Source organism: Bradyrhizobium sp. S3.7.6, from assembly GCF_054061875.1.
Genome location: NZ_JBSSEQ010000001.1, coordinates 7,745,311 through 7,771,120, shown reverse-complemented (window position 1 = coordinate 7,771,120; position 25,810 = coordinate 7,745,311). Strand labels below are relative to the sequence as shown.

22 protein-coding genes are annotated in these 25,810 nt (G+C 64.3%); 17 read left to right on the top strand and 5 right to left on the bottom strand.

Annotated features, from left to right (window positions below; genetic code table 11):
• Nucleotides 1-114 precede the first annotated feature (114 nt).
• Nucleotides 115-537 carry a hypothetical protein gene (locus tag ACVJ5M_RS37560; RefSeq protein WP_231143223.1) on the top strand — a complete coding sequence of 141 codons (423 nt, stop codon included), beginning with the start codon at nucleotides 115-117 and terminating at the stop codon, nucleotides 535-537.
• 195 nt (nucleotides 538-732) lie between these two features.
• On the opposite strand, the gene ACVJ5M_RS37555 is transcribed toward ACVJ5M_RS37560, so the two are convergent.
• Nucleotides 733-2,373, bottom strand: coding sequence for a DUF1254 domain-containing protein (locus ACVJ5M_RS37555; protein ID WP_354097072.1), 1,641 nt, complete (start codon nucleotides 2,371-2,373; stop codon nucleotides 733-735).
• Nucleotides 2,374-2,746: 373 nt separating this feature from the next.
• On the opposite strand from ACVJ5M_RS37555, the gene ACVJ5M_RS37550 reads away from it, so the two are divergent.
• From ACVJ5M_RS37550 to nhaA, 3 genes are all read left to right on the top strand, one after another.
• Nucleotides 2,747-2,911 carry a hypothetical protein gene (locus tag ACVJ5M_RS37550; RefSeq protein ID WP_231143221.1) on the top strand — a complete coding sequence of 55 codons (165 nt, stop codon included), beginning with the start codon at nucleotides 2,747-2,749 and terminating at the stop codon, nucleotides 2,909-2,911.
• On the top strand, nucleotides 2,908-3,462 hold the full coding sequence (locus tag ACVJ5M_RS37545; protein ID WP_231143220.1) for a hypothetical protein: 555 nt from the start codon (nucleotides 2,908-2,910) through the stop codon (nucleotides 3,460-3,462). Before ACVJ5M_RS37550 ends, ACVJ5M_RS37545 begins: the two co-directional genes overlap by 4 nt.
• 225 nt (nucleotides 3,463-3,687) lie before the next feature.
• On the top strand, nucleotides 3,688-4,917 hold the full coding sequence (gene nhaA / locus ACVJ5M_RS37540; RefSeq protein WP_231143219.1) for a Na+/H+ antiporter NhaA: 1,230 nt from the start codon (nucleotides 3,688-3,690) through the stop codon (nucleotides 4,915-4,917).
• A 397-nt stretch (nucleotides 4,918-5,314) separates the two neighbouring features.
• Here nhaA and ACVJ5M_RS37535 read toward each other — a convergent pair whose 3' ends face one another.
• Nucleotides 5,315-6,967: an arylsulfatase gene (locus tag ACVJ5M_RS37535; RefSeq protein WP_456679639.1), complete on the bottom strand. Its 1,653-nt coding sequence runs from the start codon at nucleotides 6,965-6,967 to the stop codon at nucleotides 5,315-5,317.
• Between the two features lie 1,763 nt (nucleotides 6,968-8,730).
• Here ACVJ5M_RS37535 and ACVJ5M_RS37530 point away from each other — a divergent pair.
• The 4 genes from ACVJ5M_RS37530 to ACVJ5M_RS37515 all read left to right on the top strand — a co-directional run bounded on the left by ACVJ5M_RS37530 (nucleotide 8,731) and on the right by ACVJ5M_RS37515 (nucleotide 11,496).
• Complete coding sequence (locus ACVJ5M_RS37530) at nucleotides 8,731-9,351, top strand: TetR/AcrR family transcriptional regulator (RefSeq protein WP_063984971.1); 621 nt, start codon at nucleotides 8,731-8,733, stop codon at nucleotides 9,349-9,351.
• 51 nt (nucleotides 9,352-9,402) lie between these two features.
• Nucleotides 9,403-10,596, top strand: coding sequence for an MFS transporter (locus tag ACVJ5M_RS37525; RefSeq protein ID WP_231144373.1), 1,194 nt, complete (start codon nucleotides 9,403-9,405; stop codon nucleotides 10,594-10,596).
• A 140-nt stretch (nucleotides 10,597-10,736) separates the two neighbouring features.
• Complete coding sequence (locus ACVJ5M_RS37520) at nucleotides 10,737-11,156, top strand: hypothetical protein (RefSeq protein ID WP_063984969.1); 420 nt, start codon at nucleotides 10,737-10,739, stop codon at nucleotides 11,154-11,156.
• A gap of 139 nt (nucleotides 11,157-11,295) precedes the next feature.
• Nucleotides 11,296-11,496, top strand: a complete 201-nt coding sequence (locus ACVJ5M_RS37515) for a hypothetical protein (RefSeq protein WP_014497279.1) — start codon at nucleotides 11,296-11,298, stop codon at nucleotides 11,494-11,496.
• 83 nt (nucleotides 11,497-11,579) lie between these two features.
• Here the strand turns inward: ACVJ5M_RS37515 and ACVJ5M_RS37510 are convergent, their stop codons facing one another.
• Both ACVJ5M_RS37510 and ACVJ5M_RS37505 read right to left on the bottom strand, forming a co-directional pair.
• Nucleotides 11,580-13,970, bottom strand: a complete 2,391-nt coding sequence (locus ACVJ5M_RS37510; RefSeq protein WP_354099719.1) for a TonB-dependent receptor — start codon at nucleotides 13,968-13,970, stop codon at nucleotides 11,580-11,582.
• 386 nt (nucleotides 13,971-14,356) lie between these two features.
• The gene (locus ACVJ5M_RS37505; RefSeq protein ID WP_063984967.1) at nucleotides 14,357-15,334 is read right to left on the bottom strand and encodes a LysR family transcriptional regulator; all 978 of its coding nucleotides are present in this window, start codon (nucleotides 15,332-15,334) and stop codon (nucleotides 14,357-14,359) included.
• Between the two features lie 119 nt (nucleotides 15,335-15,453).
• On the opposite strand from ACVJ5M_RS37505, the gene ACVJ5M_RS37500 reads away from it, so the two are divergent.
• From ACVJ5M_RS37500 to ACVJ5M_RS37460, 9 genes are all read left to right on the top strand, one after another.
• On the top strand, nucleotides 15,454-16,491 hold the full coding sequence (locus ACVJ5M_RS37500; RefSeq protein WP_063984966.1) for a class 1 fructose-bisphosphatase: 1,038 nt from the start codon (nucleotides 15,454-15,456) through the stop codon (nucleotides 16,489-16,491).
• Between the two features lie 12 nt (nucleotides 16,492-16,503).
• The gene (locus ACVJ5M_RS37495) at nucleotides 16,504-17,379 is read left to right on the top strand and encodes a phosphoribulokinase (RefSeq protein ID WP_063984965.1); all 876 of its coding nucleotides are present in this window, start codon (nucleotides 16,504-16,506) and stop codon (nucleotides 17,377-17,379) included.
• 16 nt (nucleotides 17,380-17,395) lie between these two features.
• Nucleotides 17,396-19,417, top strand: coding sequence for a transketolase (tkt, locus tag ACVJ5M_RS37490; protein WP_063984964.1), 2,022 nt, complete (start codon nucleotides 17,396-17,398; stop codon nucleotides 19,415-19,417).
• Between the two features lie 14 nt (nucleotides 19,418-19,431).
• Entirely contained in the window at nucleotides 19,432-20,517 is a 1,086-nt protein-coding gene (gene fba / locus ACVJ5M_RS37485) for a class II fructose-bisphosphate aldolase (protein WP_063984963.1), read from the top strand.
• Between the two features lie 31 nt (nucleotides 20,518-20,548).
• On the top strand, nucleotides 20,549-22,009 hold the full coding sequence (locus tag ACVJ5M_RS37480; RefSeq protein ID WP_063984962.1) for a form I ribulose bisphosphate carboxylase large subunit: 1,461 nt from the start codon (nucleotides 20,549-20,551) through the stop codon (nucleotides 22,007-22,009).
• Between the two features lie 11 nt (nucleotides 22,010-22,020).
• On the top strand, nucleotides 22,021-22,428 hold the full coding sequence (locus tag ACVJ5M_RS37475; RefSeq protein ID WP_063984961.1) for a ribulose bisphosphate carboxylase small subunit: 408 nt from the start codon (nucleotides 22,021-22,023) through the stop codon (nucleotides 22,426-22,428).
• A 98-nt stretch (nucleotides 22,429-22,526) separates the two neighbouring features.
• Nucleotides 22,527-23,462: a CbbX protein gene (cbbX, locus tag ACVJ5M_RS37470; protein ID WP_063984960.1), complete on the top strand. Its 936-nt coding sequence runs from the start codon at nucleotides 22,527-22,529 to the stop codon at nucleotides 23,460-23,462.
• Nucleotides 23,459-24,196: a ribulose-phosphate 3-epimerase gene (gene rpe, locus ACVJ5M_RS37465; protein WP_063984959.1), complete on the top strand. Its 738-nt coding sequence runs from the start codon at nucleotides 23,459-23,461 to the stop codon at nucleotides 24,194-24,196. Before cbbX ends, rpe begins: the two co-directional genes overlap by 4 nt.
• 392 nt (nucleotides 24,197-24,588) lie before the next feature.
• Entirely contained in the window at nucleotides 24,589-24,801 is a 213-nt protein-coding gene (locus ACVJ5M_RS37460) for a hypothetical protein (RefSeq protein ID WP_028148245.1), read from the top strand.
• 31 nt (nucleotides 24,802-24,832) lie between these two features.
• Here the strand turns inward: ACVJ5M_RS37460 and ACVJ5M_RS37455 are convergent, their stop codons facing one another.
• Nucleotides 24,833-25,669: a universal stress protein gene (locus tag ACVJ5M_RS37455; protein ID WP_063984958.1), complete on the bottom strand. Its 837-nt coding sequence runs from the start codon at nucleotides 25,667-25,669 to the stop codon at nucleotides 24,833-24,835.
• Nucleotides 25,670-25,810 lie beyond the last annotated feature (141 nt).

Sequence of the window (25,810 nt, the reverse complement as noted above, 5' to 3'; positions counted from 1 at the left end):
CGGCGCTCCCGACCGCGACGGGCCAATCCCGGCACAAGGTCAGCCGTCGCGAGGGCCGAGATGGGTGCTGGCGCAGACATCTCGGCCCGCCTCCAACAGCGAAAGCAACCGCGCATGATCAACACCTATCGCACCGCCGACGAGGCCGACCGGGACAAGGCTCAACTCGTTGAACTGTTCGAGGCCCTGCATGCCTCGCCGTCTGTCCTGCGGCGGAATGACGATGGCTTATGGACCCAGCGTGGTCGTCCCGGCTGCTACATCTCGACATGGGGCAACGGCAAAGGCTGGCAGCTTGTCGTCGCGCCGGAAGATGAAATCAGCCCGCTGCAATGGACATGGTTCAAGAAACGGCTGCCGTTCTGCGAGGTGACGCAGGACGGTGACAGCGAGGGCTGCTTCCGCCTCAGCCGGTTGCCGACAGCCGCCGAGGCCGAGGTGATCCGTGACATCATCGGAATTCGCAAGCGGATGGACTTGTCGGCAGAAGCGCAGGCCGAGCGAACGGCCCGACTTCCAAGGCGCGGAACCGGCTAGAAAAGGCGACTGTTTGCCTCCTGCATTCGACAGAACGGAGCGACCGCACTGGACGAGGGTCACGACCATGAGGCCGCTCGTCGCGTCCGCTCGCTGCGGAGGCTGACTGTCAGCGCCACTGCTCCTCGCGCTCGCGTCTCACCGCATCGCTCTCCGGGTTCACGTTTTTGGACAACCCGCGCGTGATCCACAAGGCTACTTCACCACCGCAATCTCGCTCGGTCGCCAGTCCTTCGTGAAGAACGGTTCAAGCGGGCTGTACAAGCGCAGGATCGTGAACCAGCCCTTTGTGGGATCGGTCTGGATCCAGTTGCCGCGCTTGATCCCCGCTGGCTGGGTTGGGCTGAAGTAGACCGTTGTTGAACCATCGGCGTCGGGTTCGGCGGCGGGTGACGGGTAGCTCTGGCTACCAGCGCGGGGGTAGCGCTGCGGCGTGTCGAGCATTGAGCGCGTCTGGTTGTCGTAAAGCGTGAACGACCAGAATTTCTCGGCGGGAATGCCTTTCGGCAGCGCCACCTTGTAGGTCTTGGCGCCGTCGAAATAATTCTTGTCGGCATCCAGTGACGTGAACAGGTACTGCGAGCCGATGCCGGTCATGCGCATCGCCATCGCGGGCGTGATGCCGGTGACGCCATAGAAGAAACTGGTGCGCGCATCCAGCGTGCGGAAGCCGGTGGGCGGGAAGGGTTTGGCGGCTTCAGGAATTTGCATTTCCCCCCGGATCGGCCCCTCAATCATTGGAATGGGCGTCTCGAACTCGTAACCGCTGATGAACAGCTGGTTGAACCACGCCGAACCGGGATAGTAGAACCAGGTGGGATTGCGCGGATGCATGAGCAGGCTGCGCGAGGTGGCGTTGGCGAGCGCGAGCGCCTCAGTCAGGATTTTCTTCATGCGTGCATCGGGCGCGAACGGCTTGCCCTTGATGATGCCGATGGCAGCGAGCGGTCCCATCAGCTCGGGGTCGAGCGAGGTGGCTGGCTCGTCCTGCACGATCTGGTTGAGCATTTCGTAATAGGTCCAGTCGTTGGGCGGAACGGTGTTCATGACCTTGCCGCTGACTTCGTGGAACACAGTCGGCGGCGGTTCAGTGACACGGCCAAGTTTGGCCTTGCCGTCAAGGAATTCGGCGATGGGTGTGCCGACGCCTCCGGCTTCATAGGGGTAGATCTTGGTGAATTTTCGGATCAGCTCGGCGGAGGGCTTGGGATCGTTGTTCTCCATGAACATGCGCCCCAAGATCAGGACGCGGGTGGTCCGCGCGCGGGCAACATAGAAGCCGCCCTCGGGGACCGGGCCATCGTAGCCGGGCGGCAGCAGAAGGTATTTGCCGCCCGTTCCACGATCAGGACCGGGGAGGCCGAAATCGGTGACCCAGCGCCACCACATGTCATCAATCGTGGCGAGCGCCTTCGGCGGCGTCTCTAAAACCATAGGCCCCTTGTTCAAGTCGATGAAACCGAAGAAATAGACGGTGTCCGCGTTCGCCGTCATAAAGAGCGACTTGGCGTCCATCAGGTTGCCGAATACGGCGATCTCGTTGTCCTTGATCCCGATATCAAGAACACCCTTGCGGGCGGCGGCGGCGTTCACGCCTTGGAAGGTGTTCACGAATGCCTCGAAGGCATGGGTGAAGTCGAGGTTGTCGTAGACCTTCGCCAGCGTCGCTGGGCTGGGCATGCCGTCCTTGAAATCGAGCGTACCGAGGCGTGTCTCAACTTTGTCCGGCGTGGTGATCGAGGGAGAGATTGCCGGTGCCGTTTGGGCGGTGGCTAAGCGTGGCAGTATCAGAGCGGCGCAAACGACGGTCGCTGCAAGCGGTCCTATCGGCTTCATTAGTCGCCTCCATTGATGCTACTGGAAAACGGAGCGTCAGCCGGAGGGACGCCGCACGATCATGGGAGAATAACGGCGAGGGTCATCGTGGTCACGCTGCCGCCGCGATCCTCTTTGTCGGCTCCGCGCATCACGCACATCATCCGGCAACGCCTTTGCAATGACTTCGCCTCGTCCCCACGGCCATGCGAGTGAGGATGCGCCCGGTCACGATGGACAGGCAAGCCGCTAGAGATAGCGGGACGGCGCAGCGGGCACACCACGGTTGGCGGGGATAATGAATTTCCGAGCGAAACTTGGTTTTACTGCAACGGCCACTGGTGGCTGAACCGGGACAGGACGGCACCGCCGCCCACAACCCCGGAGCAAGCCAGTGCGAAACCCGAAACCCTTCACCGTCTTTCAGCCCGTCGCGGGCCAGAACCCGAAGCCGCTATTCATCGTCTACGCCTACAGCGCCGAACAGGCCCGCGCGCTCGCCGCGTCCAAGGTCGCGGGCGAGACCATCGTTGTCGCCGTCAAGGGGACAGGCCGATGATCCCCGACATCAAGCACGGCCTTCCCGCGATGGCTTGTGTCTCCGCGATGCAGAAGAGCATCAGGCGCGGCCTTGAGCGAGAGGCGATGGAATTCGCCGTCGAGCTGATGCACACCTCGAAAGCCTTCCATTCGATGGTCTGCAACAGGTTGGAGGTCATCTGCCATGAAGACCTCGACTCGCTGGCTGCGCCGCACGTCGTTCCGTTCGTCGCAGCCGCAATGGCGCAGTCGAAAGCGCGTTACGACAGCAAGATCGGTGAAGCCCGGCTGATGGTTGGCAACGCGATCCGCATGATGGCACGCGCGCCGAAGTCTCGCGCGGGCTGTCACTTCGCAGCCGCCATTGGCCTGCGGTCATCGCTGGAGGATTTCGCACCGACAATCCCCGACTGGGCGCGCGACCAGCACACATTGGCCGGTCGTAAGCTGGGGCGCGGTCTCGACCACTTCCGCGCGGAGGGCGCGAAGCTGATCCCGCCGCCGACAGAACCTGACCCCTACGAGGATGAGGCGTACAGGCTGTGGGCGGCCAAGCAGCAGAGCAAGTGACGGCGCGGGCCGGTCTCGGCGTGAACGACCTAAGCGCAACGATATGTTCGGTGTTGGATGGAAACCGGAAGTAGTCAGCGCAGGGTCAAAACGACGCGAATGACCCGAAGGCGACATCACAGTTGCGTTCTCGGCTCTGTTGTGTAGAAGGACCATGGGTGCTCACTGCATAAAGCAGTGACAGGTTAAGCGATGGTCGGGCCGCCACGCAGGGTGCGTGTGCCCATGAACGATCAACTGCCCAGCAGAAACCCTTTAAAGTCCCAATCTCTTGCCGAGCGAGCGCTCGCGACACTCCAGCACTTCCTGCATGTCGAGGCGATCAGCGGGATTGTGCTGCTCGCGGCCGCGGCGGCCGCATTGCTGTGGGCCAACTCGCCGTTGGCCCATTCGTATCATGACGTCTGGAGCCTGACGATTCCACTTCGCCTCGGCGCATTTGCTTTCGAAAGGCCGCTGCATTTCTGGATCAACGACGCGCTGATGACGATGTTCTTCCTCGTCGTCGGCATGGAGATTCGCCGCGAGATCCACGAGGGCGGGCTGAGCAGGTTCGATCAAGCTATTTTGCCGGTGCTGGCGGCATTCGGCGGAGTCGTCGTTCCTGCGCTGATCTATCTGAGCTTCAACGCCGTTCCGGGGCGCGGCCATGGCTGGGCGATACCGACCGCCACCGATATCGCTTTCGCCGTCGGCGTGCTCGCGCTGCTCGGCAAATCGATCCCAGGCAGCATTCGGGTCTTTCTGCTGGCGCTCGCTATCATCGACGACATCATCGCGGTTCTCATCATCGCGCTGTTCTACACCAGCGGACTCGATCCCAGCGGCTTCGCCGTCGCGGCGCTCGGCGTTGTCATGGCGCTCGGCTTTCAGCGCCTCGGGATCGGTTCCGCCTATGCTTATGTCGTGCCGGCGTTCATCGTCTGGGCGGGCTTTCTCGTGGCAGGCGTTCATCCGACGCTCGCAGGCGTCGTGCTTGGGCTGATCACACCGGCACGGTCGCGGCATCCCTGGATCGTGCCGCCCGTCATTCGTGTGGAGATGGCACTGCATCCCTGGGTCGCCTACGCCATCATGCCGGTCTTCGCGCTGGCTAATGCGGGTGTCAGTTTCAAAGGTATGGAGCTATCAGGCGACGCTCAGTTCGTGACGCTCGGCGTCGCACTCGCGCTGTGTGCGGGAAAGCCGGTCGGTGTGATCGGGGCGACGTGGCTTGCGGTGCGCACGGGCTGGTGCCGCCTCGCGCCGGACGTGTCATGGAGCGGCGTTTGTCTCGTCGGGCTGCTCGCCGGCATCGGCTTCACCATGTCGATCTTCATTGCCATGCTCGCCTTTAGCGACGACAAGTTGCTCGATGCGGCGAAGCTCGGCGTGCTGTTCGGCTCGCTGATCTCGGTTACCTTGGGACTTGGATGGGGGGCCGAGTACGCCCAACGACAGCGAAAAACCAACTGATGGAAACTCGAGTAGACGACTAATGAACCATGATAAAATCCTAACATGGCTCTCAGTGATGATGGGCATTCTCGTCATCGGCTATTCGCTTTACGTTCTCTACGTCCTTGTCTGGTGAGAACGCATTTCCGAACGCGGCTCTCGCGCGCCCCGCATTGTCGCCTGCTGGCCCCTTTCCGGACATGACTGGTTTAGCTGAGGATGTCCGCTCACGAGGCAAAAGCGGTCATCAAGCATTTGGCCTATCGTAAACCGCCATTGTGTACGAGGTGGTGCATAATTTAGGGCGGTGTGATGATTTGCAAATATATTCATACGGAGCGGTCGCGCGGTCCCCCCGCTTCATTTTAAGCTTCAAAGGACCCCACGCGCAGACCGTCGCCGCACGTCCATCACGTCACCGAGCGCAGCGGCACTTGCACAGTGCGAAAAGCCGTCGCTGCTCATGCCCCTTGCCGGTCGTCCCGACACGAGATGGCGCCTGACCGATGGGCAGCAGGTTCCAGTCGTATATGTAAGCTGTAGCCGGCCCAGCGAGCGCGCCGCCGAACCAGAAACCCGCCTTTTTCTCGGTGCCCCACGACATCTCGAATGGATCGCGCTTGAGGTTTACCATGCCGGCAGCGAACATCGTCTGGACACCCGGGTTCACGAACCCGGTCGCGGTTTCGGGCGCAATCGCGAAATACATCTTCCAATTCTTGTAGCGCACCGCCGACGGATGCGCGCTGGAATAGTAGAAGAAGACGTCGCGCGCGGACTTCTCGGTCTTTCCCTCCAGATAGTCGCGCTGATTGAAACCGTCGAGCGTGGTCTTGACGATGCCCGGATAGCTGCCGGCCTCGATTTGCGCCTTGAGGCCGTCGCCCTTGGGGCCGCCGGCGATATCGACGAGCGTGGGCAGCCAGTCGAGCGAGGCGAAGATCTCCTCCTTCACCGTGCCTGGCTTGATGACGCCCGGCCAGCGGATGACCATCGGCGCGCGCATGCCACCTTCCCAAGTGTTCATCTTCGAGCCCTTGAACGGCGTGACGCCGCCGTCAGGAAAGGTGAAGGTCTCGGCGCCGTTATCAGTGGTGAAGGCAACGATGGTGTTGTTGAGCTGGCCCATCTCTTCCAGCTTCTGCAGCACGTAGCCGATATTGTCATCCATCTGTTTCATACCGGCTTCGTTGACGCCCCAATCCTTGCCGCCGGGCTCGCCGACCATGGCCATGTACTTGTCGTTAAGCACGGTCGTGACGTGCATGCGCGCCGGGTTGTACCAGACGAAGAACGGCTTGTTGGTCTTCTTGGGATCGTTGCGGTCGAGGAAGTCGATGACCTTGGCCGAAATTTCCTCGTCCACCCCTTTCGAACGCTCGAGGGTCAGCGGGCCCTGGTCCTGGCATGTCTGGTTCTTCGCCGTTCCGTCGGAGGACTTGCACCAGATGACCGGACGCGGCGGCGTCAGGCAGGTCTTTGTCTTCGTCACCATCTTCGGATCCACCGCGCCCGGCACTTCCGCAAGACCCGGGATCGGTGTGTTTCTGCAAGGTGGGGCGACGGTCTGCTGGGTCGGGGTCTTGTTAATGTCCGGGAAGCTCACGCCCTGCATCGCATCCAGGTGGTATAGATAGCCCCAGAACTCATGGAAGCCGTGGGCGGTCGGCAACGCGTCGGTGTGGTCGCCCAGGTGATTTTTGCCGAACTCGCCGGTGTTGTAGCCGAGGTCGCGCAGGAACCATGCGAGCGTCGGCGTGCCCGGCTTCAGGTAGGTCGGGCTTCCCGGCAGCTGCGGCGGGATCATGCCGGTGCGCAGCGGGTTCATACCGGTGAAGAACGCGTTGCGCCCCGCCGTGCAGCTCTGCTCGGCGTAATAGTGCATGAACTTGGCGCCCTCTTGTCCGATGCGGTCGATGTTGGGCGTCTCGCCGACCATGAGCCCTTGATGGTAGATGCGCGGCTGCATCCAGCCGATGTCATCGCCCATGATGAAGAGAATGTTTGGTTTCTGCGGTGTTTGCGCTACCGCCGGTGTGGTGGCCGGTCCGGACAGCGATAGCGACATCAGCATCGTAGCGCCGAGCAGCGCGGCGTAGGATCGCTTATGCCGGCCTGTTGCAACTTTGCACAGCCGGCTCGGGATAGCAGATGGTCTGTCGTTGTGTGCGCAGCAAAACATGACGTAACCCTCCCTTTTTGCGGGCGTCAAAGACGCCGAGCCAAATGCATGGAAAGCTAGGTTGGCTTGCAGAATGATGTCTTTCTCGTCCAGTGAGTGTGACCCCCACGGACGTTAGCTTCGCCGAGCAGTGAAATTACTTGGCTGCGCCGGTAGTTGTACCCGCTGGAGCCGCGCCCGCAGCTGTACCTGTGCGCCGTTCCTCACGTCGCTCGGTACGCCCCATGCGACGGTCGTCACGCCGCTGATGCCGCCCTTCACGCCGATCCTGACGCCGCTCCATACCAACTGTCTGAGCCTCAGCCTCGGATACTGTCAGTGCCGTAGGAACGGTCGCGAGGCCGAACGCAGCAGCTAATCCCATGAGAGAAAGGGCTTTTCGGCGAGAGACCATTTCCGAATTGATGATCATGGCAACCTCCCTGACTGGATGAACGCTCCTGCCAGTGCATCCACGACGGAGCGGTTCACATTGATCCACATCAACAGGCAAGCGAGAGCAGGCAACATCGAGAACCGCGCCTATCAGGGCGAGGCCACGGACAGGCTGCAGCATCGGGCGAGCGGTCAGGCTTCAGCGCCAGCGTCCAGGCCGCAGGACGGCCGCACAGCGCCCGGAGCGGCAGGCCACAGGACCCCGGGCAAGCCGCGCCATCGCATCCAGCAGGCCCGCGCGCCGCGAACCGCCGGGCCATCGGGCGCGGCCCGACCGGATCAAACCTCGCCGGGCGCGGCCCAAATTCTCGCCCAAAACGGCAGGTTGTGAAACTAGGGCCTATTAGGGCCCAGCGCGTTTCCACCGGGTCGCCGGGCCGGGCCGAAAACTCACAGAAATCCTTGATTTGCAGGGGTTTCTAGAGTTTCCCCCAAGGGCAAAAACAGCTAGACATCAAGTCGTGTGGTCCTGGCCGTCGTTGCTACGGTCAAGTGCTTTGCGAATGCGGCAGTCGCGTCAACCGGCGCGGTGCTGGTGACTTTCGCAGGCGTGAGGGAGGCCAGAAGGAATTCGGCTCCCGGGAGAGCACGGCATAAGCCGTCCAACCATCGCGCAGGGAAGGCCGAGTGATTGGCACCACCTGCTGCTGTGCGGTTTCCCTGCGCACCATCTTCGCGCAGCGGACCGCGGGTGCGAGGTCAGCACCCGGCCTTCCCTGCGCCCTCTTGGCTTAGAGAGGGTGGAGCGACCAAGCAAAGCTCGGGCGAATTGGGCCGCGAGGATGCGAAGGCGTGTCTGCGACCAGGCACTCGCTGTCGTCGCCCGGCTTGACCGGGCGATCCAGCATTGCAGAGACGGCTGTGATTGAGCCGAGAGGCCGCGGCGTACTGGATTCCCCGCTTGCCGCCTACGCTAAAGCTTCGGCGGCCCTGGACCTCAGCCCCGGCGAAGCCTTGGCGTAGCCGGGTCGCGGGGAATGACTGTGGTACTTGGAGGACGACGCCGATGCCCCTTGCTCCGTCATTGCGGGCGCAGCGAAGCAATCCAGAGCCTTTCCGCGGAGGGATTCTGGATTGCTTCCGCCTTCGCTGAAGCTTCGGCGGACAAGTCGCTACGCTCGCAATGACGATGCGGAGAGAGCGTGCCTTCCATCCACCCCCCATTCACAACTCCGTGCCTTGATTCGGGAACAATCATTCCCTATTATCCCGCAATGCAAAAAGCCGCGCGCCGTCCCCAGCCTGCTGCCCGTCCACCCGGCCGTCCCCGGGAATTCGACATGGACACCGCGCTCGACCGCGCCGTACGCGTATTTTGCGAGCGGGGCTATCATGCCACCTCGATCGGCGACCTGACAGCCGCGATGCGGCTTGCCACCGGCAGTGTCTACAAGGCGTTTCGCGACAAGCAGGCCGTGTTCCTGGCCGCTTTCGAGCGCTATGCCGCGGTGCGCCGGGAGCAGACCCGCAGCGCGGCGGCGCGCGGCGCCAACGGTCGCGAGCGACTGCGCCATATGTTGCTGTCCTATGTCGAGCACTCCCAGGGGATCGAGGGCCGTCGCGGCTGCATCGTGGTCGGCGGCGCGGTCGAGCTCGCCGCGCTCGATCCGGACGTCCGTGCCCGCGTCAACGCCCAGCTCGAGACCAACGAGGCCTTCATCGCCGGCCTCATTCGCGAGGGCCAGGCCGATGGCTCGATTCCCGCCCATGTTGCGACCGACGACACCGCGCGGCTGATGATCTGCATCACGCAGGGAATGCGCGTCGTCGGCAAGGCGCGCCTGCCGCTCGACGGCGAGCGCCTGGTCGGCGTCGCGATGAAACTGCTCGACTGAATTTGTGTCATATTAGGGAATGATCATTCCCGATATCTGGAGTCTGTTGGAATGACGATGAATGCCACGATCGAGACCGCACCCGGGCCGGATGCGGTGTCGCAGCGACTGACCTTCGTGCTTGCCGCGGCCTGCGGCATGGTCGCCGCCAACATCTACTACGCCCAGCCGCTGATCGCCCCGATCAGCGCCGCGCTCGGCCTCTCGCATGCGGCGGCCGGGCTGATCGTCACCATGACGCAGATCGGCTACGGCGTGGGGCTTCTCTTCATCGTGCCGCTCGGCGACCTCGTCGAGAACCGCGCGCTGATCTGCTCTGTCATCACGCTCGGCGCCGCGGCGCTTCTGGCCGCCGCGTTCGCCACCCACGCGCTGCCGTTCCTGATCGCCGCGCTGTTCATCGGCCTCGGCTCGGTCGCCGTGCAGATCATCATTCCCTACGCTGCACACCTTGCGCCGGAAGCCATTCGCGGCCGCGTCGTCGGCAATGTCTCGACCGGATTGATGCTGGGCATCATGCTGGCGCGGCCGGTGTCGAGCTTTGTCACGGCAGCGCTGTCATGGCACGCGGTGTTCTTCATGTCCGCCGCGCTGATGATCGTGCTCGCGGCGGTGTTGTGGACGACGTTGCCCAAGCGCAAGCCGGTCGCGCGCATGCATTACGGCACGCTGCTGCTGTCGATGCCGCATCTGGCGCGGACCACGCCGCTGCTCCGGCGCCGCGCGCTCTATCAGGCGAGCCTGTTCGGTGCCTTCACCCTGTTCTGGACGGTGGCGCCACTCCAGCTCGCCAGTGAATTCGGCTTCTCCCAGCGCGGCATCGCGCTGTTCGCGCTCGCCGGCGTCGCCGGCGTGTTCGCCGCGCCAATCGCGGGACGGCTCGCCGATCGCGGCCATAGCCGCATCGCGACGCTGGTCGCCATGCTGCTCGCGGCCGCCGGCTTCCTGGTGACCTATGTCGGTGCGGCCGGCTCGACGCTGAATCTCGCCTGCCTGGTCGTGGCCGCGATCGCTATCGATATCGGTGTCCAGGGGAACGTCGTGCTGGGCTTCCGCGCCATCTTCGCGCTCGGGCATGAGCACCGCAGCCGTCTCAACGGCCTCTATATGGCGACGTTCTTCGCCGCCGGCGCTGCCGGCTCTGCGGTTGGCGCCTGGGCCTTCGCGCAAGGCGGCTGGACGCTGGCGTCGGCCATTGGCCTTGCTCTGCCCGTCGCGGGCCTGCTCTATGCGGCGACAGAGTAGCGGTACGATCGTGCCCGCGGCCGTTTACCAAGCCCTGGATACGCAGCCCGGCACCGTGCGATTTCCGTCTCGCGGTTTCCCTGCGGCTGTAGTACTTTGGTCGCAAGCGAGCCCGGTTAACGGGCGGCAGGGGGAGGCTGATGAGGCGTGCGGGACTGGTTGGCGTACCGCGGGTACGGCCATGGTCGTGGCAGGCGTTTCTGCTCGGATTTATCGTCGTCGCGGTGTCGGCCGCGCTTCAAGGCGTCTGCGTCGCACTCGGCGCCAAGCTCTATTTCGCGGCGTTCCTGCCTAGCCTGTTCGTGCTCGGAATCGTCGCGGGCGCGCCGGCGGCGGTGTTCGCCGCGCTGCTCACCGTTCCGCTGGTGTGGTGGGCGTTCATCCCGCCGTTCTTCCAGTTCATGCCGCTCTCCAGCGCGGGCGCGGATTCCATCAACCTGTTCTGCCTGCTCGCGGTGCTCTTGATCGGCCTTGCCGATCTCTGCCGCGAGATGATGGCAATGATCAGCCGCGGCGGGCTGAAGCCCTCGGGCGAGAGCACGGCAACGAATTCGCAATAAATCCGCCTCGTGCGGAAGGGGCGCGTTGCGCCGGCGCAACAGTCCGGCAACCATCCGCGAGCTTGGTGCGCGCCGCTAACTTTTCGAAAAAGATTTGGCCGCAATTTCTCCCCCGGGAATGACGAGGGAGTTTTTGAACATGAACGGTCACGCCATCTTTGAGAACGTGCGCCGCTATCGCGGCATCGCATCGCTCTATCGCCAGACCGCTGCATTCCGCCCGGGCCAGAGCTGGTCGCTTCTGGAGCAGGCGAGCGAGTGGGAAGCGCGGGCGCTGTCGGAGCTGGAAGCCTATTTCGCCGCGCGCGCGGATTACGCCGCCGTCCAGCGCGCTGCCTGATCGTTAACCATCACAGGTATTCGTATCGATGACGAACGGCGCGAACGACACGCGATGGGACGCAGACGTTCGCGCCATAGCCGTCAGAACCGGTAGCTCGCCTGGACCCTCACGGTGCGGCCCTGGCCGGGCGAGATGTTGTTGTTGCCGTCGGCGGACGCCCAATAGCCGCGGTTGAAGATGTTCTCGACCGTGAGCTGCGCTCGCCAGTTGGCATCGATCGTGGCGTAGACGCCGGCATCGAAGCGCACGAAGCTCGGCAGTCTCACCGTGTCATCCGACGATGCAAAGGAATCGCCGAAATAGATGATGCCGAGCGCGGCCGCCCACATCGGCGTGAACTGGTACTTGTTCCACCAGGCGAACTGATTGTACGGCACCAGCTGCACGCGATTGCCCGGCACCACGGTCGCCGACGTCGCGCTGGTGATCTTCGCATCGGTATAGGCATAACCGAGCGTGGACTGCCATTGCTCGGTGACGTAGCCGACGAGGCTCGCCTCGAAGCCGCGCGTCAGCGTGCTGCCGGAGGGCAGGAAGAAGCCGGGATTGTTGCCGTCCGCGATCGGCTGGTTGGTGCGGTTGAGGTTGTAGATCGCGGTCGAGAACAGCAGCCTCGGATTGATGTTCCACTTCATGCCGACCTCGGTGTTCTCGAACTTCTGCGGCTGGAGGATCAGCGTGCCGTCGTTGAGCGAGGAGAACTGGTCGCCGGACGCGGGCAAATAGGAGATGCTGTAGGCGGTGTAGACCGACATCGTCTCCATCGGCTTGAGGAGGACGGCCGCTTGCGGCGACACCAGATTGTCGGTGCGGTTGCGGTTGAGGTTGGTGTTCATGTCCAGCGCCGACATCTCGAGGCGGTCGAACCGCGTGCCCACGATGAGCTGGAGCGCGCGTGAGAATTCGATGGTGTCGCGCAGGTAACCGGACTCGACGTTGAGCGCATATTTACTGTTCGAATCCGGTGTCGTGACGCCATCGGTGTTGGTGCCGGTGAAGTGGTGGACGAAGGTGACCGGTCCGAAATAGGTCGGAGCGAACGGGTTCTGCACGATGGTGTTGGTGCCGTTCGGGAAGACGCCGGTGTTGCGGATGTCGACACCGGTCTGGCGGCCGAACTCGGTGCCGAAGCCCACCGTGTGCGCGATCGGCCCAGTCCAGCCCTTGTAGGTGAAGTCGGTCTGGTTGAAGACGTTGTCGCGGTTGGTCGTGTGCTGATAGGCGCCAAGGTTGACCGCGGTGTCGGCTGCGTTGACGGCACCGGCGAGCGGCCCGCCGGTGGGATAGACGTTCTGGTAGAACTTCTGGTAGTCGGCCGCCATCGTGCCGTTGCGCACCGACAGTCCGTTCTGGAAGTCGTGCTCGATGATCGCCATGCCGGTCTGCACGGTCGCCTGCGCGGTGTTGAGGCTGGGGCTGCCGAAGAAGGTCTGAAGATTGCCGTTCGGCGCGAACGGTGTCGTCGGATTGAATCGCGTGACGCCGCCGGGAAGGCCCTGCGAGGGATTGCCGCGATCGGCGGTGCGGCCGTCGTGGTAATATTCGTAGGACAGCTTGATCTTGGTGAAGTCGTCGGGCTTCAGCGTGACGGTCGGGTTGATGCCGTAGCGCTCGAGATGATTGAAGTCGCGGAAGGCATCGCTGCCCTCGTAGAACACGTTCAGCCGTGCCGCCACGTTGTCGTTGACGGCTTGGCCCGCGTCGAGCGTGACGCGCCGGTCGCCCCACGAGCCCGTTTGCCCCGTCGCCTGGTAGATGCGGGTGCCATCGGCCTCCTTGAAGGTGCGGTTGAGCACGCCGCCGCCGGCGCCGCGGCCGAAGGTCAGGGCGCTCGGGCCCTTCAGCACCTCGATGCTTTGCGCGTTGTACAGGTCGCGGAAATATTGCACGTCGTCACGAAAGCCGTTGACGAAGAAGTTGGCGCTGGAATCGACGCCGCGGATGACGAGCTCGTCGCGATTGCCTTCGCCCTGGTGGACGGCGACGCTCGGGACGTAGCGCGTGACATCGGTCAAGCCCTGATAATTCTGGTCGCGGATTTGCTGCTGGGTGATGACGGAAAGCGATTGCGGGATGTTGACGATGGGCGTGTTCGACTTGGTGGCGACGGAGGTGCTGTTGGCGAAATAGCCGACGGTGCCGGTGCGCGCGTCCTGCGATGGCAGGAAGGGTTGTGGCGCGGCGGTCGTCCCCGGCCGCCGTGCCGTTTGCGTCCGGCGGCTCCGCGTGCCGCTCGACCGGCGTGCGGCCGAAGCGGGATTGGTACGGCGCTGTGCGTCCGGCGCGGTCACGGTGACGGATGGAATCGTCACGCCTTGCGCGGGCGTGGATTGCGCAAAGGCCTGCGGACTGGCGAAGAACGCAGCTGACGTCATCAGCGCGGTCAACACGCCTCCGATACCCGAAAAATTGCGCTTGGACATGTAGCTTGCGGCAGACAAAAGCTCTCCCGCGGCGGCGATGTGGCTCATCGCGCCCTCCCCGACTCTTTCAAAACTCGCCCGGATTCCCCATTGCACGGCCGGATGCGGGGTAAGGCGCATCCGTGCACGCGAAGTCACTGTGTGCATGAACAAAGTGACCGCGCGGCCATTCCGCGCAGGATGATTTGAATCGTTCGAAACTTGTCGGGTTCCAGGCGATCACATGTTTCGGCGCACCGGCAGGATCCGTGGCGACTACGGAGTTATCTCGGCGCCCGCGTGTGCTAGCAACACGCCGATCGAGATCTCCTACGTCGGCCGGGCCAAGCGATGACCACCTTCAACCGCATCTTCACGACGGAGCGTCTGCTCCAGATCATCGTCGTTCTGGCCGCGACGATCGCGATGAAGCTGATGGGGTGAGTATCGGCAGGCTATTGCCCGCCGAACTCGGGCACGTCGGGCAAATAGTTCGAGCCCTCGGAGCCCAGGAAATCGAACATCGCCTGCGCCGGTGGCAGCAGCACCTTGTCGCTGCGGCGGATCACGTACCATTGCCGGACGATCGGAAGGCCCGCGACATCGAGCACGATGAGACGACCTTCGGCGAGCTCATGCGCCACCGTGTGGGCCGAGATGAAGGCGATGCCGAGCCCGGCGATGACGGCCTGCTTGATGGTCTCGTTGCTGCTCATCTCCATGCCGATGATCGGCTCGAGATCCGATCTCTGGAACATGCCTTCCATCAGCGTGCGCGTCCCTGATCCCGGCTCGCGGGTGAGGAAGGTCTCGTGCACGAGGTCGGTCAGGTTGAGGCCGGAATCCTTCCCCAGCCAGTGTCCCTTGCGCGCGACGATGATGTGCGGATTGCGCCCGAGCTGACGCACGTCGACGCTGACGTCGGCCGGTGGCCGACCCATCACGGCGAAATCGAGATCGTAGCCGTGCATGGCCTCGCGGATCTCCTCGCGATTGCCGATCGTGAGCTTGATCTCGATCTTCGGATGCCGCTTCGAGAACGCCGCGATCGCATGCGGCACGAAGTATTTCGCGGTCGAGACCGCGCCGAGATGCACCGTGCCGCCGGTCCGTCCAGCGAGCAGATCGAGCGCGCCCTGGCAGTCCATGATCGCGGCCTCGACGCGTTCGGCGAGCGTCAGCACCTCCTTGCCTGCCTCCGTCAGCAGCATGCCGTCGCCGGTCCGCTGCACCAGCGGCAGGCCGGCGAGGTCCTGGAGCTGCCGGAGCTGCTGGGTGACGGCTGGCTGGGTCAGGCCGAGCTGGCTCGAGGCCGCAGTGACGCTGCCCTTCGCCGAGAGCGCCGCAAGCGAGCGCAGCTGCCGGATCGTCAGATGCCGGAGCTGGGCCGCTGCGTGGCCGGGGCCATTATAAGAAAATTCTTTGGCACTCATTATGAATAGAAATTTTCCTTATTAAGCCGCCCCTGTCAATCTCCTCGTGTTGGGACCGACCGCACCGACCTCCAGCGGGGAGGGAACTGGAAGCGGCGCCCGCAAGGGGATGGACGCAGATGACCGGGCAACTCAGGTTGGACGACCACCTTCAACGGTATTCCGAGACGGCGCCGCATGCGCTGGCCGTGGCAGCCGCAGTCGATGCCATCGCGGCGGCGGCGATCGAGATCGCCGACCTCATCGCCACCGGCGATTCCGCGGACGCATCGGGCCTGACCACCGGCCGCAACAGCGACGGCGATCTCCAGCGCGACCTCGACCTCCAGGCCGATGCGATCCTGCGCCGCTGTCTCAGCAGACTGCCGATCGCGGCGCTCGCGTCGGAGGAGATGCGCGAGCCGCAAATCGGCGACCGCGAGGCAAAAATCTGCGTCGCGATCGATCCGCTCGACGGCTCCTCCAACATCGACATCAACATGACCGTCGGCACGATCTTCTCGATCCTGCCTGCCCCGGATGACCTGGCTCTCGCCTTCCATCAGCGCGGCTCGGCGCAGCTTGCCGCGGGGTTCGTCACCTATGGGCCGCAGACCTCACTGGTGCTGACGCTCGGCGACGGCGTCGACATCTTCACGCTCGACCGCAGGGCGGGCTGCTTCCGCCTCGCGCGCAGCGCCGTGCAGATCTCCGAGACGTGCGAAGAATTCGCGATCAATGCGTCGAACCGCCGCCACTGGGATACGCCGGTCCGCGCCTTCGTCGACGAATGTCTTGCCGGCGTCGAAGGGCCCGCCAACCACAATTTCAACATGCGCTGGATCGGCTCGCTGGTTGCGGAGGCCTACCGAATACTCACCCGCGGCGGCGTGTTCCTCTATCCCTCGGACGCGCGCCCCGGCTATGGCGACGGCCGCTTGCGCCTCACCTACGAGGCGCACCCGATGGCCATGATCATCGAACAGGCCGGCGGCTCCGCCACGACCGGGCGCGAGCGCATCCTCGAGCTATCGGCGCAGAGCCTGCACCAGCGCGTGCCGCTGATCATGGGCTCGAGCAACGAGGTGCAGCGCGTCGAGGAACTGCATTGCGATCCGCTGCTGGTCGCCAGCATCTCCGCACCGCTGTTCGCGCGGCGCGGCTTCTTCCGGCTGTGAGCGAGGCGACCCATGTCCAGGAAGCATCCGATCATCTCCATCACCGGCTCCTCCGGCGCCGGCACCACCTCGGTCAAGAAGACGTTCGAGCAGATCTTCTTCCGCGAGAAGGTCAACGCCGTCTACATCGAGGGCGACGCCTTCCATCGCTATGATCGTGCCGAGATGCGCACGCAGATGGCGCAGGAGGCCGAACGCGGCAACAAGCATTTCAGCCATTTCAGCCCCGAGACCAACCTGTTCGAGGAGCTGGAGCGTGCCTTCCGCGACTATGGCGAGACCGGCACCGCGACGACGCGGCACTATGTCCATGATGCCGAGGAGTCCGCACTGCATGGTACGGCGCCCGGGACCTTCACCGAGTGGGAGCGGCTGCCGGAAAATTCGGACCTGTTGTTCTACGAGGGCCTGCACGGCGCCGTCGTCACCGACAAGGTCAATGTCGCGCGCTACGCCGATCTCAAGATCGGCGTCGTGCCGGTCATCAATCTCGAATGGATCCAGAAGCTGCACCGCGACCGCAGCGCCCGCGGCTATTCGACCGAGGCCGTCACCGACACCATCCTGCGGCGGATGCCCGACTACATCCACTACATCTGCCCGCAATTCACCGAGACCGACATCAACTTCCAGCGCGTGCCGACGGTGGACACCTCCAATCCGTTCATCGCGCGCTGGATCCCGACGCCGGACGAATCGATGGTCGTGATCCGCTTCAAGAATCCGCGCGGCATCGACTTCCCCTATCTGCTGTCGATGCTTCCCCACAGCTGGATGTCCCGCGCGAACTCCATCGTGTGTCCAGGCGCGAAGCTCGATCTGGCGATGCAGCTGATCCTGACGCCGCTGATCATGCAGCTGATCGAGCGCAAGCGAAATCTGAAGTGAACAGGGAGAGAATCCGATGAATATCTCCGTCCACGCTGAAGCCGACATCACGGCAGTCGCGCACAACGATCTCGCCAATGCCGTCCGCTTCCTCGCGGTCGATGCGATCGAGACCTCGCAGTCCGGCCATCCCGGCCTGCCCATGGGCATGGCCGACGTCGCAACCGTGCTGTTCTCGCGGTTCCTGAAATTCGACTCGGCTCACCCGAATTGGCCGGATCGCGACCGCTTCGTGCTGTCGGCGGGCCACGGTTCGATGCTGCTCTATGCGCTGCTGCATCTCACCGGCGGCGACGTCAGCCTGGACGACATCAAGGCGTTCCGGCAGTGGGGCTCGAAGACGCCGGGGCATCCGGAATACGGCCACACGCCGGGTGTCGAGACCACGACCGGGCCGCTGGGGCAGGGGATTGCGACCGCTGTCGGCATGGCGCTCGCCGAGCGCATGGCCAATGCACGGCACGGCGACGGCCTGGTCGATCACTTCACCTATGTGATCGCGGGCGACGGCTGCCTGATGGAAGGCATCAGCCAGGAGGCGATCTCGCTCGCCGGTCATCTCCAGCTCGGCCGTTTGATTGTGCTGTTCGACGACAACGGCATCTCCATCGACGGGCCGACCTCGCTGGCCACTTCCGATGATCAGCTCGCGCGCTTTGCGGCGTCCGGCTGGTCGGTCCGCCGTGTCGACGGCCATGACCCCGAAGCGGTTGCGCAGGCGATTGCCGAAGAGCGTGAGAGCACAAGACCGTCGCTGATCGCCTGCCGTACCATCATCGGCTATGGCGCGCCGGACCGTCAGGGCACCGAGAAGGCGCATGGTGCGCCGCTCGGCACCGAGCAAACAGCGGCGGCGCGGCGGACGCTCGGCTGGGACTATCAGCCTTTCGTGGTCCCGATCCCGATCCTCAAGGCATGGCGGATGATCGGACAGCGCGGGCAGGTCGAGCGTCTTGCCTGGCTCGACCGCTACGAATGCGCGACGGCCGCGCAGCGCGAGCTGTTCATCGAGGGCAAGGCCGTTGCCCTGCCGGAGGCCTATGCCCAGGCCTCGGCGAAATTGCGCGAGCGCTTTGCCAGCGAGCGTCCGAAGCTGGCGACGCGGCAAGCCTCGCAACAGGTGCTCGACGGCATTGCCGGGACAATTCCCGGACTGGTCGGCGGCTCGGCGGACCTGACGCATTCGAACCTCACGCACGCCAAAGCGCAGACTCCGGTGACGCGTGGGGCGTTCGCCGGCGGCTACATCCACTACGGCATCCGCGAGCACGGCATGGCCGCCGCGATGAATGGCCTCGCGTTGCATGGCGGATTCATCCCCTATGGCGGCACCTTTCTCGCCTTCTCCGACTACAGCCGGCCGGCGATCCGTCTTGCGGCCCTGATGCGGCTGCGCGTCATCCATGTGATGACCCACGACTCCATCGGTCTTGGCGAGGACGGTCCCACGCATCAGCCCGTCGAGCATCTCGCGGCGCTGCGCGTCATCCCGAATCTTCTGGTGTTCCGCCCCGCCGACGCGGTCGAGACGCTGGAAGCCTGGGACTGCGCGCTCGAGGCGGAAGATCGCCCCTCCGTGCTGTGTCTGTCGCGTCAGGCGCTGCCGACATTCCGCAGCGACGTGCGCGGCAGGAACCGTGTCGCGCGCGGCGCCTACCTCATCGTCTCGCCGGACGGCGGTCGCGACGTCACGTTGATGGCGACCGGCTCCGAAGTCTCGATCGCGCTGGAAGCCGCTCGCCTGCTCGCGACGGAACATATCCGCGCCGCCGTGGTCTCCGCGCCATGCTTCGCGCTGTTCGAGGAGCAGCCGGAGGACTACCGCGCCTGTGTGCTCGGCACTGCCCCGCGCGTCGGCATCGAGGCCGCAGTCGCCGGCGATTGGCATCGCTGGATCGGCACTGACGGCGAGTTCGTCGGCATGCGCGGCTTCGGCGCCTCTGCGCCGGCGCCCGTGCTCTACCGCGAATTCGGCATCACGCCGCAAAGCGTTGCCGAAGCCGCCCGGCGGACGATCACCCGCGCCGGCAAGCCATAACAGGAGGAACTTTCGTGGCCCGTATCACCCTTCGTCAGCTGCTCGATCACGCCGCCAACCACGGCTACGCGGTGCCGGCGTTCAACATCAACAACATGGAGCAGGGTATTGCGATCATGCAGGCCGCGGCCGAGGTCGATGCGCCCGTGATCATCCAGGCCTCGCGCGGCGCGCGCAGCTATGCCGGCGATCTCATGCTCTCGCACATGATCGACGCGCTGGAGCGGACCTATCCGGACATTCCGCTCTGCATGCACCAGGACCACGGCAATGACGAGGCGACCTGCGCCTCCGCCATCGCCCACGGCTTCACCTCCGTCATGATGGACGGCTCGCTCAAGGCCGACGCCAAGACCGCCGCCGATTACGACTACAATGTCGACATCACCCGCCGCGTCGTCGATCTCGCGCATTGGGTGGGCGCCTCCGTCGAAGGCGAGCTCGGCGTGCTCGGCTCGCTCGAGCATGGCGGCGGCGAGCAGGAGGACGGCCACGGCGTCGAGGGCAAGGTCAGCCACGACCAGCTCCTCACCGATCCCGACCAAGCCGTCGACTTCGTCCGCGCCACCAAGGTCGATGCGCTCGCGATCGCGATGGGCACGTCCCACGGCGCCTACAAGTTCAGCCGCAAGCCTGATGGCGACATCCTGGCGATGCGGGTGGTCGAGGAGATTCACCGCCGCCTGCCGAATACGCATCTCGTGATGCACGGCTCCTCCTCGGTGCCGCAGCCGCTCCAGGACATGTTCAATCAGTTCGGCGGCGAGATGCCGCAGACCTGGGGCGTGCCGGTGGAGGAGATCGTCCGCGGCATCAAGAGCGGTGTGCGAAAGGTCAACATCGACACCGACTGTCGCCTCGCGATGACCGCGGTGTTCCGCAAGGTCGCCGCGCAAACGCGCTCGGAGTTCGATCCGCGCAAATTCCTCAAGCCTGCGATGGATGCGATGCGCGAGCTCTGCCGCGATCGCTTCGAGCAGTTCGGCACCGCGGGCCACGCCAGCAAGATCAAGGTCATTCCCTTGAGCGAGATGGCGCGGCGCTATCGCGCCGGCGAGCTCGACCCGCGCATCGGCGCCCGCGAGTCGGTCGCCGCCTAATCATTCAGAGAGAGAAGAGCAGGAGAGAGCCATGAATGCACACGCAGGAACCGTCCGGGGCAAAGAGCGCTATCGATCGGGCACGATGGAATACGCGCGCATGGGCTATTGGGAGCCCGACTACACGCCGAAGGACACCGATGTCATCGCGCTGTTCCGCGTGACGCCGCAGGAGGGCGTGGACCCCATCGAGGCGTCAGCGGCGGTTGCCGGCGAATCCTCGACCGCGACCTGGACGGTGGTGTGGACCGATCGCCTGACCGCTGCGGAGAAGTATCGCGCAAAGTGCTACCGTGTCGATCCGGTGCCCGGCACGCCGGGCTCGTACTTCGCCTACATCGCCTACGACCTCGACCTGTTCGAGCCGGGTTCGATCGCCAACCTGTCGGCCTCGATCATCGGCAACGTGTTCGGCTTCAAGCCGCTGAAGGCGCTGCGTCTGGAGGACATGCGCTTCCCGGTCGCCTATGTGAAGACGTTCCAGGGGCCGGCGACCGGCATCGTGGTCGAGCGTGAGCGGCTCGACAAGTTCGGCCGGCCGCTGCTGGGCGCGACGGTGAAGCCGAAGCTCGGCTTGTCCGGGCGCAACTATGGCCGCGTGGTCTACGAGGCGCTCAAGGGCGGGCTCGACTTCACCAAGGACGACGAGAACATCAACTCGCAGCCCTTCATGCATTGGCGTGACCGCTTCCTCTATTGCATGGAGGCCGTGAATCGCGCGCAGGCGGCGTCCGGCGAGGTCAAGGGCACGTACCTAAACATCACCGCGGGGACGATGGAGGACATGTACGAGCGCGCAGAGTTCGCCAAAGAGCTCGGGTCGTGCATCGTCATGATCGATCTCGTGATCGGCTACACCGCGATCCAGTCCATGGCGAAATGGGCACGGCGCAACGACATGATCCTGCATCTGCATCGCGCCGGTCACTCGACCTATACGCGGCAGAAGAGCCACGGCGTGTCGTTCCGCGTCATCGCGAAGTGGATGCGGCTCGCCGGCGTCGACCACATCCACGCCGGCACGGTGGTCGGCAAGCTCGAAGGCGATCCCAACACCACGCGCGGCTATTACGATGTCTGCCGCGAAGACTTCAACCCGACCAAGCTCGAGCATGGCCTGTTCTTCGACCAGTCCTGGGCGAGCCTGAACAAGATGATGCCGGTCGCCTCCGGCGGCATCCATGCCGGCCAGATGCACCAGCTGCTCGATCTCCTAGGCGAGGACGTCGTGCTGCAATTCGGCGGCGGCACCATCGGCCATCCCATGGGCATTGCGGCTGGCGCGATCGCCAACCGCGTGGCGCTCGAGGCGATGATCCTCGCCCGCAACGAGGGGCGCGACTACGTCCATGAAGGTCCCGAGATCCTGGCGAGGGCGGCCGAGACCTGCACCCCGCTAAAGGCCGCGCTCGAGGTCTGGAAGGACGTCAGCTTCAACTATCAATCCACTGATACGCCGGACTTCGTGCCGACCGCGCTCGAAACCGTTTGAGGAGTTTTGACATGAAACTGACCCAGGGCTGCTTCTCGTTCCTGCCTGATCTGACCGACGACCAGATCACCAAGCAGGTGCAGTATTGCCTGGCCAATGGCTGGGCGGTGAATATCGAGTTCACCGACGATCCGCATCCCCGCAACACCTATTGGGAGATGTGGGGCCTGCCGATGTTCGACCTCCAGGACGCCGCCGGCGTGATGATGGAGCTCGCCGAATGCCGCAGGGTTTACGGCGACCGCTACATCCGCATCAGTGGATTCGACTCCAGCCATGGCTGGGAATCGGTGCGGATCTCGTTCCTCGTCAACCGCCCGCCGCAGGAAGCCGAGTTCGACCTGGTGCGGCAGGAGGTGGGCGGACGTGCGATCCGCTACACCACCGTGCGCCGGCCGGCCGCGCACGCGTCGACCTAGTTACTCCTCTCCGCGCGGAGCACTCCCTGCTCCGTTTCCTTGGCGGACCACTGCTTCGCCGCTCCCCCCGCGGCGAAGCTCTTTTCTTCGAGGTGCCGATGCTTGATGTCCCTCATGCGACGACCGCTGAAACCAGCGAGACCAGTTTCGATCTCCGCAAGGAGGCCGAGGCGGCCGGGATCACCGACACGCTGCAACAGCTCGAGCAGGAGCTGATCGGCCTCCGGCCGGTCAAGAACCGCGTGCGCCAGATCGCGTCACTGCTGCTGATCGAGCGCATCCGCCAGCGTGCGGGACTGGCATCGTCGCCACCGACACTGCACATGTCGTTCACCGGTAATCCGGGCACGGGCAAGACCACGGTGGCGCTGCGCATGGCAAAGATCCTGCACGGTCTCGGTTTCGTGCGGCGCGGGCAGGTGATCTCGGTGACGCGCGACGATCTCGTCGGCCAGTATATCGGCCATACCGCGCCGAAGACGAAGGAGATCTTGAAGAAGGCGATGGGCGGCGTGTTGTTCATCGACGAGGCCTATTATCTGCACCGGCCTGACAACGAGCGAGATTACGGCCAGGAGGCGATCGAGATTCTGCTCCAGGTGATGGAGAACCAGCGCGAGGACCTCGTCGTGATCCTCGCCGGCTATGGCGAGCGGATGACGAGCTTCTTTGCCTCCAACCCGGGCTTCCGTTCGCGCATCGCCCATCACATCGACTTCCCGGACTATGCGGAAGCCGAGCTTCTCGTCATCGCCGAGCTGATGCTGAAGGAGCGTGGATACCGCTTCTCGGCGGCGGCGCGCGGGGCCTTTGAAAAATACATCGCGCTGCGCCGGACCCAGCCGTTCTTCTCCAATGCGCGCTCGATCCGCAACGCGGTCGATCGCATCCGCCTGCGGCAGGCCGATCGCCTCGTCTCCGATCTCGACCGCATGCTCGATGTCGCCGATCTCGAAACGATCGATCCGACGGATGTCCTTGCGAGTCGCGTTTTCAGCGGTGGTGCGGACGCGCAGAGGAGTGCGAAGCCATGACGAGAGAAATCCTCATCGCGCCTTCGATCCTGGCCGCCGATTTCGCGCGCCTCGGCGAGGAGATTAGGGCTATTGATGCTGCCGGCGCCGACTGGATCCACTGCGACGTCATGGACGGGCACTTCGTGCCGAACATCAGCTTCGGCGCCGACGTCATCAAGGCGATCCGACCGGCGACGGCGAAGATCTTTGACGTGCATCTGATGATCGCGCCGACCGATCCCTACCTGGAGGCGTTCGCAAAGGCAGGCGCCGACGTCATCACGGTCCATGCCGAAGCCGGCCCGCATCTGGACCGCTCGCTCCAGGCCATCCGTGCGCTCGGCAAGAAGGCTGGCGTCAGCCTGTGTCCGGCTACACCGGAAGCCGCGATCGAATACGTGCTTGATCGTCTCGACCTCGTGCTGGTGATGACGGTCAATCCCGGCTTCGGCGGCCAGTCCTTCCTCGACTCCCAGATCGAGAAGATCAGGCGCATTCGAAGCATGATCGGCGACCGGCCGATCCGGCTCGAGGTCGATGGCGGCATCACGCGCGACAATGCCGCCGCCGTGGCTGCCGCGGGCGCCGACACCCTCGTGGCAGGATCGGCCGTGTTCCGCGGCAAGAGCAGCGCCGATTATGCGGGCAACATCGCCGCCATCCGCGCTGCTGCGGAGGCCGGCCGGGTTTCGAAGCTGCAACATGGTTCGGCACAGACGATCCGGGCCGGCGAGGCCGCGCTCACCCGGTAGAATACGGCATACAGGCGTGGCAGCGCCGGCGTCGCACTGGTTGTGCCATGGCGTGCCATCCCGTCCGAGGTTCTACAGGGCATGCCGCACAGCGCAGCGGGCCTTCCTCGCCCGAGAGTTCTGCGCAGAAATGCAGGGCAATCTCATCGGGTGGCCGGAATCGATCGAACGGTATCTTGATCTGATCGGCATCTCCGTCGCGCGCCAGCGCTACGCCTGGCCAATGAGTTCCACGTGGAGTTCTCCGATAGGAACCAATGGAGGCCTGCGCGTTTCCCAGACGTTAACCCAGGTTGCGCGGGGCGCCTCGCACGCAGTAAATGTTTTGCATAACCGCCATCGGCCTGACGTAAATCAGGGCAATAAGCTCAGTGAATGCGAGGGAGGGTCTCATGGAGAACGTACGTCGCTACCGGGCGCTGGCGTCTCTCTGTCGTCAGCAGGCGGCCTATCGGCCGCTCCAGAACTGGCAACTCCTTGGCCAAGCCGAACATTTCGAATATCTCGCCGAGATTGCGCTGAAGGCGCATTTCGACGCGTGCAATGCGCAACCCGAGGACGACGCCATCGCCACCGCGCCATTTGAGACCCCTGCTGCGGCCTGAGGGCGTCGGTCCGTTGCGGATCATCTCTCGATCAATGCGACATCAGCGTCGGGACCGTCATGGCTTCCAGCATGGCGCGGGTGACGCCGCCGAGGAAACGTTCCTGCAATCGTGAGTGGCCGTAGCCGCCCATGACCAGGAGATCGAGGCTCTCGTCGGCGGCCAGCGACAGGATGGTCGGCTGGATGTCGGCGCGTGCCGCCGACAGGCTGACCGTGCGGGTCGACAATCCGCGCCGGCCGAGGTGTCTTGCCAGATGGCTTGCCGAGACTTCGTCGGGAACGGCGTCGGCTTCGTTGATCGTGATGATCACGATCTCCTCGGCGCGGGCCAGGAAGGGAGCGGCGTCGCGCATCGCGCGGGCGGCGAGGCGGCTGCCATCCCAGCAGATGCCGATCCGGTTCGCCCTGAATGACCCACGAAAGGTGTAGGGCAGGAACAGCACCGGTCCGCCCGCCTGGAACAGGATCTCGCCGGGCATATCATTGTCGAATGAGCCTTGCGCCGGATCGGGCTGCAGCACGATGCTGAGATCGTGGAGCCGCGCCATCTCGCCGAGCGAGCCGGCTGCGTCCGCCGGGATTGCGCCGAGCGGGTGGCAGGTGCAGGAGATGCCGGCGTTCGTGGCTTCGCTCCGAAATATCGCCAACGCGGCCTCGGCACGCTCCACCGCGCGCTCGCGCTCCATCTCGAACACCGCCGCTACGGCGGCACCGCCATCCAGGACGTAGGCAGTGCTGCTCGCGACGTACCCGACGGCGACCGCGTCGACGTGTGCGTTGAGTCTCGCCGCGAGCGAGATCGAGCCGTCGATCACCGCGCTCATCGGGCGCTCGGTCGGGATGTGGACGAGAATGTCTTTGTACATGGCGCGCCTCCGGTGGACATCATCCAGTGGCCGCAGTCTATCACGGCGCACGGGGCCTGCGTTGAGCCGCATCAAATGTGCAGCCCTGATTTTCGCGGCACCTTTGCCAAGATTTAATCGGACGGACGGGACGCCGTAAGG

What these genes read in the sequence shown, in the direction of transcription:
- ACVJ5M_RS37520 (WP_063984969.1), top strand. Translation starts at nt 10,737, where the DNA reads ATGAGGCGTGCGGGACTGGTTGGCGTACCGCGGGTACGGCCATGGTCG.
- cbbX (WP_063984960.1), top strand. Translation starts at nt 22,527, where the DNA reads ATGCTTGATGTCCCTCATGCGACGACCGCTGAAACCAGCGAGACCAGT.
- tkt (WP_063984964.1), top strand. Translation starts at nt 17,396, where the DNA reads ATGAATATCTCCGTCCACGCTGAAGCCGACATCACGGCAGTCGCGCAC.
- ACVJ5M_RS37545 (WP_231143220.1), top strand. Translation starts at nt 2,908, where the DNA reads ATGATCCCCGACATCAAGCACGGCCTTCCCGCGATGGCTTGTGTCTCC.
- ACVJ5M_RS37510 (WP_354099719.1), bottom strand. Translation starts at nt 13,970, where the DNA reads ATGAGCCACATCGCCGCCGCGGGAGAGCTTTTGTCTGCCGCAAGCTAC.
- ACVJ5M_RS37500 (WP_063984966.1), top strand. Translation starts at nt 15,454, where the DNA reads ATGACCGGGCAACTCAGGTTGGACGACCACCTTCAACGGTATTCCGAG.
- ACVJ5M_RS37495 (WP_063984965.1), top strand. Translation starts at nt 16,504, where the DNA reads ATGTCCAGGAAGCATCCGATCATCTCCATCACCGGCTCCTCCGGCGCC.
- ACVJ5M_RS37475 (WP_063984961.1), top strand. Translation starts at nt 22,021, where the DNA reads ATGAAACTGACCCAGGGCTGCTTCTCGTTCCTGCCTGATCTGACCGAC.
- rpe (WP_063984959.1), top strand. Translation starts at nt 23,459, where the DNA reads ATGACGAGAGAAATCCTCATCGCGCCTTCGATCCTGGCCGCCGATTTC.
- ACVJ5M_RS37480 (WP_063984962.1), top strand. Translation starts at nt 20,549, where the DNA reads ATGAATGCACACGCAGGAACCGTCCGGGGCAAAGAGCGCTATCGATCG.
- ACVJ5M_RS37530 (WP_063984971.1), top strand. Translation starts at nt 8,731, where the DNA reads ATGCAAAAAGCCGCGCGCCGTCCCCAGCCTGCTGCCCGTCCACCCGGC.
- ACVJ5M_RS37525 (WP_231144373.1), top strand. Translation starts at nt 9,403, where the DNA reads ATGACGATGAATGCCACGATCGAGACCGCACCCGGGCCGGATGCGGTG.
- ACVJ5M_RS37515 (WP_014497279.1), top strand. Translation starts at nt 11,296, where the DNA reads ATGAACGGTCACGCCATCTTTGAGAACGTGCGCCGCTATCGCGGCATC.
- nhaA (WP_231143219.1), top strand. Translation starts at nt 3,688, where the DNA reads ATGAACGATCAACTGCCCAGCAGAAACCCTTTAAAGTCCCAATCTCTT.
- ACVJ5M_RS37535 (WP_456679639.1), bottom strand. Translation starts at nt 6,967, where the DNA reads ATGTCGCTATCGCTGTCCGGACCGGCCACCACACCGGCGGTAGCGCAA.
- ACVJ5M_RS37560 (WP_231143223.1), top strand. Translation starts at nt 115, where the DNA reads ATGATCAACACCTATCGCACCGCCGACGAGGCCGACCGGGACAAGGCT.
- ACVJ5M_RS37460 (WP_028148245.1), top strand. Translation starts at nt 24,589, where the DNA reads ATGGAGAACGTACGTCGCTACCGGGCGCTGGCGTCTCTCTGTCGTCAG.
- ACVJ5M_RS37505 (WP_063984967.1), bottom strand. Translation starts at nt 15,334, where the DNA reads ATGAGTGCCAAAGAATTTTCTTATAATGGCCCCGGCCACGCAGCGGCC.
- ACVJ5M_RS37455 (WP_063984958.1), bottom strand. Translation starts at nt 25,669, where the DNA reads ATGTACAAAGACATTCTCGTCCACATCCCGACCGAGCGCCCGATGAGC.
- ACVJ5M_RS37555 (WP_354097072.1), bottom strand. Translation starts at nt 2,373, where the DNA reads ATGAAGCCGATAGGACCGCTTGCAGCGACCGTCGTTTGCGCCGCTCTG.